Source organism: Mycobacterium sp. Marseille-P9652, assembly GCF_902652685.1.
Classification (GTDB): Bacteria; Actinomycetota; Actinomycetes; order Mycobacteriales; family Mycobacteriaceae; genus Mycobacterium.
Genome location: NZ_CACRUY010000056.1, coordinates 21,516 through 30,731 on the forward strand (window position 1 = coordinate 21,516; position 9,216 = coordinate 30,731).

The 9,216-nt window shown below is 67.5% G+C and carries 7 protein-coding genes and 2 pseudogenes; 2 read left to right on the plus strand and 7 right to left on the minus strand.

The genetic code is table 11. The features are described 5' to 3' along the window. Positions 1 to 15: 15 nt before the first annotated feature. The 4 genes from cysW to GPY60_RS22135 all read right to left on the minus strand — a co-directional run bounded on the left by cysW (position 16) and on the right by GPY60_RS22135 (position 3,285). Positions 16 to 828 carry a sulfate ABC transporter permease subunit CysW gene (gene cysW, locus GPY60_RS22120; protein WP_156689837.1) on the minus strand — a complete coding sequence of 271 codons (813 nt, stop codon included), beginning with the start codon at positions 826 to 828 and terminating at the stop codon, positions 16 to 18. Further along, complete coding sequence (cysT, locus tag GPY60_RS22125) at positions 825 to 1,691, minus strand: sulfate ABC transporter permease subunit CysT (protein WP_156689838.1); 867 nt, start codon at positions 1,689 to 1,691, stop codon at positions 825 to 827. Before cysT ends, cysW begins: the two co-directional genes overlap by 4 nt. Further along, positions 1,688 to 2,686, minus strand: coding sequence for a sulfate ABC transporter substrate-binding protein (locus GPY60_RS22130; RefSeq protein ID WP_231639780.1), 999 nt, complete (start codon positions 2,684 to 2,686; stop codon positions 1,688 to 1,690). Before GPY60_RS22130 ends, cysT begins: the two co-directional genes overlap by 4 nt. Positions 2,687 to 3,090: 404 nt before the next feature. After that, on the minus strand, positions 3,091 to 3,285 hold the full coding sequence (locus GPY60_RS22135; RefSeq protein ID WP_156689839.1) for a hypothetical protein: 195 nt from the start codon (positions 3,283 to 3,285) through the stop codon (positions 3,091 to 3,093). Positions 3,286 to 3,430: 145 nt separating this feature from the next. On the opposite strand from GPY60_RS22135, the gene GPY60_RS22140 reads away from it, so the two are divergent. Next, entirely contained in the window at positions 3,431 to 5,491 is a 2,061-nt protein-coding gene (locus GPY60_RS22140; protein WP_156689840.1) for a glycoside hydrolase family 15 protein, read from the plus strand. Between the two features lie 33 nt (positions 5,492 to 5,524). Here the strand turns inward: GPY60_RS22140 and GPY60_RS22145 are convergent, their stop codons facing one another. From GPY60_RS22145 to lepA, 3 genes and pseudogenes are all read right to left on the minus strand, one after another. Beyond that, positions 5,525 to 6,286: a sensor domain-containing protein gene (locus GPY60_RS22145; RefSeq protein ID WP_156689841.1), complete on the minus strand. Its 762-nt coding sequence runs from the start codon at positions 6,284 to 6,286 to the stop codon at positions 5,525 to 5,527. Positions 6,287 to 6,316: 30 nt separating this feature from the next. Beyond that, a complete protein-coding gene (locus GPY60_RS22150; RefSeq protein WP_156689842.1) occupies positions 6,317 to 7,078 on the minus strand; it encodes a sensor domain-containing protein in 762 nt (253 codons plus the stop codon). A gap of 2 nt (positions 7,079 to 7,080) precedes the next feature. After that, positions 7,081 to 9,066 (minus strand): annotated as a pseudogene (gene lepA / locus GPY60_RS22155) (translation elongation factor 4). Here lepA and GPY60_RS27785 point away from each other — a divergent pair. Beyond that, positions 9,048 to 9,216: pseudogene (locus GPY60_RS27785) on the plus strand (type II toxin-antitoxin system PemK/MazF family toxin); the annotation flags it as partial. The pseudogenes lepA and GPY60_RS27785 overlap by 19 nt on opposite strands.

Sequence of the window (9,216 nt, forward strand, 5' to 3'; positions counted from 1 at the left end):
GTCTCCTTGTCAGGCCTATTTCGTCGCGCGTGCCCGGCGGGCATCCAGCACCACTTGGAAGATCAGGACCAGCACTGCGACACCCATGAGGAGCGTCGAGAGTGCATAGGCGCCGTACTCGGCACCGCGGTTGTAGCGGTCGGCCACCAACAGCGTCAGCGTCTGCGACTTCCCCGGGAGGTTCGACGACACGATGATGACGGCGCCGAATTCACCGAGCGTGCGGGCGACGGTCAACACGACGCCGTAGGTCAGTCCCCACCGGATCGACGGCAGCGTGATCCGCCAGAACGTCTGCCACCAACTCGAACCCAGGGTGGCCGCGGCCTCCTCCTGGTCGATGCCCAACTCGTGCAAGACGGGCTCGACCTCGCGCACCACGAACGGCAGGGTCACGAAGATGCTGGCCAGCACGATGCCGGGGAGGCCGAAGATGATCTTGAAGCCGAGATCCTTCTCGACGAAGCCGAACGCACCGGCGGCCCCCCACAACAGGATCAGGGCCACGCCCACGATGACGGGCGACACCGCAAACGGCAGGTCGATGATCGCCTGCAGCACGCCCTTACCGCGAAACCGGTTGCGCGCCAACACAAGCGCGGTCGGGATACCGAACAACACGTTGAGCGGCACCACGATGGCCACCACCAGCAGCGTCAGGTCCAGCGCCGACTGCGCCGCCGGGGTGCTCACCCAGTCGAGAAACTGCCCGAAGCCGGGCCGGAAGGTGCGCCAGAGGATCAGCGCCACCGGGACCACGAGCAACACGAAAAGGTATGCCAGGCCGACGAACCGGATCAGGTACCGAACCCGGGAAGACGACGTCACGACAGCTCCTGTCGCTTGGCGGCCCGCCCACCCACGATCCGCAGGATGAACAGCACCACGAACGAGATCGACAGCAGCACGATCGATATGGCCGCGGCGCCGGTCCGGTCGTCGTTCTCGATGAGGGTCCGGATCCACTGCGACGAGACTTCCGTCTTCCCCGGGACCGCACCGCCGATGAGCACCACCGAACCGAACTCGCCGATGGCCCGCGAAAACGCCAGGCCCGCACCGGACAACAGCGACGGCAGAAGCGACGGCAGCACCACCGACGTGAAGATCTTCGGGCCGTTGGCACCCAGGGACGCGGCCGCCTCCTCCGTCTCGCGGTCGATTTCGAGCAGCACCGGCTGGACCGCGCGCACCACGAACGGCAGCGTCACGAAGGCCAGCGCGACGGCCACGCCCCACGCGGTGTGCTGCAGGTGCAGGCCGATCGGGCTGTTGTTGCCGTACAGCGCGAGCATGACCAGGCTGGCGACGATCGTCGGCAACGCGAACGGCAGGTCGATGATCGCGTCGACGAGTCGTTTGCCGACGAAGTCATCGCGCACCAGCACCCACGCGATGATCAGGCCGAACACCAGGTTGACGACCGTCACCCCGGCCGAGATGGTGAGGGTGACGCGGAAGGACTCGAGCGCCGCGTTCGATGTGACGGCCAACCAGAAGGCGTGCCAGCCGCCGCCCGCGGCCTGCCACGCGATGGCGGCCAATGGCAGCAGCACGATCACCGAAAGCCACAGCGTCGCAACGCCGAGCCGAAGCGCAGTCGTGCCGCGCCGGCCCGGCCGCGGCTGTGCGCCGTGCGGCTCGAGCTCGGGCCGGATCGCCGCGGGACCCGGGGTGACTGCGGCGGTCATCCGGTGGCCTTCGTGTAGATCTTGGTGATGCTGCCGGAGTTCTTGTCGAACAGCGCGGGGTCCACGGCCGCCCAGCCGCCGAGGCCGGCGATGGTCCACAGCTTGGCCGGCGAGGGATAGCGGTCGCGGAACTCGGCGGCGACTGCGGGATCGACCGGGCGGAAACCGGCCTGCGCCCAGACCTTTTGGGCGTCGGCGGTGTATTGGAAGTTCTTGAACGCGACCGCCGCCTCCAGGTGCGGGCTGGTGGTCACCACCGCCACCGGGTTGTCGATCTTGAAGGTCTGCGGCGGATTGATGTGTTCGACCGGCTTACCCGCCCGCTCGGTGGCGATGGCCTCGTTCTCGTAGCTGATCAACACGTCACCGCTGCCCTGGACGAACACGTCGGTGGCCTCCCGTCCCGATCCGGGCCGCAGCTTGACGTGTTCGCGCACCAGCTTGCTGATGAAGTCGACGCCCGCCTGGCTATTGGCGCCGCCCTGGCTCTTGACGGCATAGGGCGCGAGCAGATTCCACTTCGCCGACCCCGAGCTCAGCGGGCTGGGGGTGATGACCTCTACGCCCGGGCGCAGCAGGTCGTCCCAGTCCCGGATGTTCTTCGGATTCCCTTTCCGCACCACCAGCGTGACCACCGAGCCGAACGGGATTCCCTTGGTGGCGTCGGTGTTCCAGTCCTTCGAGACCTTGCCCGCCTTGATCAACCGGGTGATGTCGGGCTCGACGGAGAAGTTCACGATGTCGGCGGGCTTGCCGTCGACCACGCCGCGTGACTGGTCGCCGGAGGCCCCGTACGAGGCGACCACCTGGATGCCCTTGCCCTCCGGGGAGGCGTTGAACGCCGGAATAACCTTGCTCCACCCCGGTTCTGGGACCGAGTAGGCGACCAGGGTGATGCTGGTGTGCGCGTTGGCCGGGCCACCGCCGCCGACAGCGTCGCTGGCACCGGGATTGCACGCGGCGACCACACCCACAATGGCGGTCGTCAGCGCCAGGACACAAACATGTCGAGCGGTCCGTCGGCGCGGTGCGCCGCCGATGTCCTCGACGGTCGTGGACTCGGGAGTTCTAGACAACGGGTGGTGGCCTTCCGGTGCGGGACTCGGGGGGTTTTGATCCCGGGCTGCGGAAGGGCACTCGACTGGACGAGGATTCACCAACTCCATACCAACCGCGCACGGGATGAGGAGTCAGCGACAACAGCGCACGAAAACACCGGGGGCCGGAACGCCGGGTGCCACATGCATGTCGCGAAGCCTAACAGGAATCCGGCAACCCGCCACCGGGCCGTCGCTTACCGCCCAGCAAATCACTTGCTAGTGCGTCAGGAGCCAGGTGACGATGACCAGCACCACCAGCGTGACGAGAACCAACGTCACGTGCGACCGAGGCATCGGGGTTACCCGGTCGTCCCGTCGGCGTGACGGACGCGCTGCATCAACGCGATGCTCTTGCCGAGCAGGCCGTCCATGGCGGTCGCCGTCAGGTAGGCCACCGCCAGCACGACGGGCATCACGACCATGGCCTGCAGGATGAAGGCCAGGCCCGAAAGCCACAGCTCGTTGCCGTCCCACCAATTCAGAAACCCGTCCATCGCGCCCAGACTATGCGCCCCAGAAGCCGAAACCAATCCGCCGGCCCGCTGCCCGAGCATGCGCCCGCATTCGCGGGGCGCCCGGCGTGGGGACGTCTGGAGCAAAAAATAGACGCGGGGCAGGTAAACAGTCGATGATGTCGGGATGGTCCTGCACGTTGAACCCGACGACCAACCCGCCGACTCGGTGACCCAGGAGGCGTTGGAGGTGGCCTCGGATGTGTCCAAGACGGCCCCCGAGCCGTTCGCCCCGTCGGCCATCGACTTCAGCGCGCCGGCGCCCTTCTCGTCCACGGGAACGCTGCGCAACCCGTTTCCGCCCATCGCGGACTACGCGTTCCTGTCCGACTGGGAAACCACCTGCCTGATCTCCCCGGCCGGCTCGGTGGAATGGATGTGCGTGCCCCGGCCCGACTCCCCGAGCGTGTTCGGCTCGATCCTCGACCGCAGCGCCGGCCACTTCCGCCTCGGCCCCTACGGCGTCTCCGTGCCGTCCGCCCGCCGCTACCTGCCCGGCAGCCTGATCATGGAAACCACGTGGCAGACCCATACCGGGTGGCTCATCGTGCGCGACGCGCTGGTGATGGGGCCATGGCACGACATCGAGCGCCGGTCGAGGACGCATCGCCGCACCCCGATGGACTGGGACGCCGAGCACATCCTGCTGCGCACGGTCCGCTGCGTCAGCGGCACGGTCGAGCTGATGATGAGCTGCGAACCGGCTTTCGACTACCACCGCGTCGGGGCGACCTGGGAGTACTCGGCCAACGCCTACGGCGAGGCCATCGCCCGGGCCGCGAGGCACCCCGACGCCCACCCCACGCTGCGGCTGACCACCAACTTGCGGATCGGCCTGGAAGGGCGGGAGGCGCGGGCGCGCACCCGGATGAAAGAGGGCGACGACGTGTTCGTCGCGCTGAGCTGGACCAAGCACCCGGCGCCGCAGACCTACGAAGAGGCCGCCGACAAGATGTGGCAGACCACCGAGTGCTGGCGGCAGTGGATCAACATCGGCAACTTCCCCGACCACCCGTGGCGGGCCTACCTGCAGCGCAGCGCGCTCACCCTGAAGGGGCTGACGTACTCGCCCACCGGCGCGCTGCTGGCGGCCGCCACCACGTCGCTGCCGGAAACGCCGCAGGGCGAACGCAACTGGGACTACCGCTATGCGTGGGTCCGCGACTCGACGTTCGCGTTGTGGGGGCTTTACACGCTGGGCCTGGACCGCGAGGCCGACGACTTCTTCGCGTTCATCGCCGACGTGTCCGGCGCCAACAACAACGAGCGCCATCCGCTGCAGGTCATGTACGGGGTCGGCGGCGAGCGCAGCCTGGTCGAGGAGGAGCTGCACCACCTGTCCGGGTACGACCATGCCCGGCCGGTGCGCATCGGCAACGGCGCCTATAACCAGGACCAGCACGACATCTGGGGCTCGATCCTGGATTCGTTCTACCTGCACTGCAAGTCGCGCGAGCAGATCCCGGAAAGCCTGTGGCCGGTGCTCAAGAAGCAGGTCGAGGAGGCCATCAAGCACTGGCGCGAGCCCGACCGCGGCATCTGGGAGGTGCGCGGGGAGCCGCAGCACTTCACGTCGTCGAAGGTGATGTGCTGGGTGGCGCTCGACCGCGGGGCCAAGCTCGCGGAGCGGCAGGGCGAGAAGAGCTACGCCCAGCAGTGGCGCGCGATCGCCGAGGAGATCAAGTCCGACATCCTGCAACACGGCGTCGACTCGCGGGGAGTGTTCACCCAGCGCTACGGCAGCGACGCCCTGGACGCCTCACTGCTGCTCGTGGTGCTCACCAGGTTCCTGCCGCCCGACGACCCGCGGGTGCGCAACACCGTGCTGGCTATCGCTGACGAACTGACGCAAGACGGTCTGGTGCTGCGCTACCGCGTCGAGGAGACCGACGACGGGCTCTCCGGCGAGGAGGGCACCTTCACGATCTGCTCGTTCTGGCTGGTGTCGGCCCTGGTCGAGATCGGCGAGGTCAGGCGCGCGAAACGGCTCTGCGAGCGGCTGCTGTCCTACGCCAGCCCGCTGCACCTGTACGCGGAGGAGATCGAGCCGCGCACGGGCCGGCAGCTCGGCAATTTCCCGCAGGCGTTCACCCACCTGGCGCTGATCAATGCCGTCGTGCACGTGATCCGCGCCGAGGAGGAGGCCGACGGGTCGGGCATGTTCCAGCCCGCCAACGCGCCCATGTAGCACCCATGTAGCGCGCGCTTCTCGCAGGGCGCTTCAGTGGGCAGTGTCGAGCCGGTCCATGATCGCGTGCGCGACGTCGACGGCGCTCGTGGCGATGTCGGCCGATCCCTCGTCCCCCGGATAGGAGACGGGACTGAAGATGACGTTGACCTCGACCAGGCAGTTGCCCCGCACCCCTAGCGCGTGGGCTTCCGGGATGGCGGTCAGGATCGGGTGCTCCTCGCCGGCCCGGCGCGAAACAGTCGCCGCCGCAACGGAATCCGTGACCCGCACGTCGCTGATCGCGTTCTGGGACCAGATATCGGACGGATCGGTCATCGTCGTGCCGTCGCATCGCTTCCACTGGTCGGACAACTTTGCGAACAGGGCGGCGGCCACGCCCGCGGTGGGCAGCGCGGCGACGTCCTCGACCACCATGTCCACCTTCACGGCACGACCGCCGTGCGCCCACCCTTCGTCGGCGATGTTCTTGACATCGGCGGACTGGTAGTCGGATCTCTGCATCCTGAAGACGACGCCGACGCACTCGGCGGGTGACCCCGATCGGTCGTCGAGCAACTCGGCGCCACCGAGGTGCGAGAAGTGCGGGACCGCCTCGAATGGCTGGTTGAGCATGGTCGTCAGCCGAGGGCCGTCGAGCAGCGCCCGCTTGATCGCGGGACCGGTCACGGTGCCCGACGCCCCCTTCGGGGCCGGGCTCGCGGTGCCGAGCGTCGTCGTGGTGCAACCGGTGACCAGCGCCGCAACGAGCAGGACCACCGGCAGGGCGGCCGGACGACGCCGGCGAGGTCTCATCCCTTCATCCTTGCCGCACACGCTATTCCGTCAACTCAGTGCGTTGACCTTGTCCATCATGGCGCGCGCGATGTCGATGGCGCTGGTGTCCACCTTGGCCGACCCGGGGTCGGTGGGGCGTCGCCCGCCGAAGAACACGACCTCCACCTCGACGAGGCAGTTCATCTGCACCCCGATCGCCCGCGCCTGCGGCGTGGGCTGCAGGGGCGGCATGTTGGGCAGCACCGACGTCGCGGTATTGGTCGCCGCGACAATGCTTTTCGAGGGGTCGACGCGGACGTCACTGATGACGTTCGTCGTGCTGATCGGGCCCGTCTGGTCCGTCGTCGTCGTGCCCGAGCACTGCTGCCATTGCTGCGAGAACTGCCCGAACAGCGTCTGCGCCTGCGCGGCCGACGGCAGCGTGACCACACCCTCGATCACGGTGAGCACCTGCGCCGGCTCGCCGTTGTTCCACCACGATTCGGACGCGACGTCCTGGACGTCCGCGGACTGGTAGACGCTCTTCTGCAGCATCGCCGTCACGCCCACGCAATTGGGTGGCGGCGTCGCGTCGTCGCGGTGGTAGAGCTTGTCGGGTCCGCCGAACTCGGGTGGATTGCGGGCGACGAAGGGCTGGTTGAGCATTCGTGACAACGCCGCGTCGTCGAGCAGCACCTTCCTGACGGTCTGGCCCGTCAGCGGCCGCGGCTTGAGGTTGGGCGCCGGCTTCGCCGTGCCCTCGACCACACCACCGCAACCCGCCAACCACGCGACCGCGAACAACGCCGTCACCGGCCTGAGAATGCGCACGGCTACTTCTTTGCCTTGTCACCGGCGGCGTCGGTGGACAGCGCGGCGACGAACGCCTCCTGCGGAACGTCCACGCGACCAATGGTCTTCATCCGCTTCTTGCCTTCCTTCTGCTTCTCCAGAAGTTTGCGCTTGCGGGTGATGTCACCGCCGTAGCACTTGGAGAGCACGTCCTTGCGGATCGCACGGATGTTCTCTCGCGCAATGATCTTCGAGCCGATCGCCGCCTGCACCGGCACCTCGAACTGCTGGCGCGGGATCAGCTCCTTGAGCTTGGTGGTCATCTTGTTGCCGTACGCGGACGCCGAGTCCTTGTGCACGATCGCGCTGAACGCGTCGACCGCCTCCCCCTGCAGCAGGATGTCGACCTTGACCAGTTGGGCCTCCTGCTCCCCCGCCTCCTCGTAGTCCAGGCTGGCGTAGCCGCGGGTGCGCGACTTCAGGGAGTCGAAGAAGTCGAAGATGATCTCCCCCAACGGCATTGTGTAGCGCAGCTCCACCCGTTCCGGTGACAGGTAGTCCATACCCCCCAACTCGCCCCGGCGTGACTGGCACAGTTCCATGATGGTGCCGATGAACTCGCTGGGCGCGATGACGGTCACCTTCACCACGGGCTCGTACACCGAGCGCACCTTGCCTTCCGGCCAGTCCGACGGGTTGGTCACCACGATCTCGGTGCCGTCCTCCTTGATGACGCGGTACACGACGTTGGGCGAGGTCGAGATCAGGTCGAGGTCGAATTCCCGCTCGAGCCGTTCGCGGGTGATCTCCATGTGCAGCAATCCCAGGAAGCCGCAACGGAATCCGAAGCCCAGGGCCACCGACGTCTCGGGCTCGTAGGTGAGCGCCGCGTCGTTGAGTTGCAGCTTGTCCAGGGCGTCGCGCAGGTTCGGGTAGTCCGAGCCGTCGACGGGGTACAGGCCCGAATAGACCATCGGCTTGGGTTCGCGGTAGCCGGTCAGCGCCTCCTTGGCGCCGTTGCGGGCCGACGTCACGGTGTCGCCGACCTTGGATTGGCGGACGTCCTTGACGCCCGTGATCAGGTAGCCCACCTCCCCCACGCCCAGGCCGTCACTGGCCTTCGGTTCGGGCGAGACGATGCCGACCTCGAGCAGTTCGTGCGTGGCCCCGGTGGACATCATCAGGATGCGCTCGCGCGGGACGATCTTGCCGTCGACGACGCGGACGTAGGTGACCACGCCGCGGTAGATGTCGTACACCGAGTCGAAGATCATCGCTCGGGTCGGGGCGTCGGCGTCGCCCTGGGGGGCGGGCACCTGGCGGACCACCTCGTCGAGCAGGGCGGCCACGCCCTCGCCGGTCTTGCCCGAGACGCGCAGCACGTCGTCGGGCTCGCAGCCGATGATGTGGGCGATCTCACCCGCGTAGCGCTCCGGATCGGCGGCCGGCAGGTCGATCTTGTTGAGCACCGGGATGATCGTCAGGTCACGGTCCAGCGCCAGGTAGAGGTTGGCCAGCGTCTGGGCCTCGATGCCCTGAGCGGCGTCCACCAGCAGGATGGCCCCCTCGCACGCCTCGAGCGCCCGCGACACCTCGTAGGTGAAGTCGACGTGGCCCGGAGTGTCGATGAGGTGCAGGACGAATTCTTCGTCTCCAACCTTCCACGGCAGCCGGACGTTCTGCGCCTTGATGGTGATCCCGCGTTCCCGCTCAATGTCCATCCGGTCGAGGTACTGGGCGCGCATCGAGCGCTCGTCGACGACGCCGGTGAGCTGAAGCATCCGGTCCGCCAGCGTCGACTTGCCGTGATCGATGTGAGCGATGATGCAGAAATTCCGAATCTGCGCCGGCGCGGTGAAGGTCTTGTCGGCGAAACTGCTGATGGGAATCTCCTGGTCTGCTGTGCTCGGGTGCGCCCGTCCAGGGTATCTAGGCGGCGGCCCGGTGACCTACTCGGCGAGTCCCTCGGACGCGGTTGAGCCCGGCCGCTCGCGTCTATGCTGCGAATATGGCGTCTGGGCGGAAATCGCAGTGGAAGACGTTCCGGCGATTGGCGGAGAACCTGGTGGTCACGGGGGCTCCGCGACTGGTGCGTCACCTGGAGAACTCGCAGACCGTGTTGCGCGAACTGCAGCAGGCCGTGAAGATCACCGCGAACGTCATCGCCGCCGCCACCC

Excerpts from the sequence above, each read along its gene's own strand:
- GPY60_RS22135 (WP_156689839.1), bottom strand. The coding sequence starts at position 3,285 with ATGGACGGGTTTCTGAATTGGTGGGACGGCAACGAGCTGTGGCTTTCG.
- GPY60_RS22145 (WP_156689841.1), bottom strand. The coding sequence starts at position 6,286 with ATGAGACCTCGCCGGCGTCGTCCGGCCGCCCTGCCGGTGGTCCTGCTC.
- GPY60_RS22140 (WP_156689840.1), top strand. The coding sequence starts at position 3,431 with ATGGTCCTGCACGTTGAACCCGACGACCAACCCGCCGACTCGGTGACC.
- cysT (WP_156689838.1), bottom strand. The coding sequence starts at position 1,691 with ATGACCGCCGCAGTCACCCCGGGTCCCGCGGCGATCCGGCCCGAGCTC.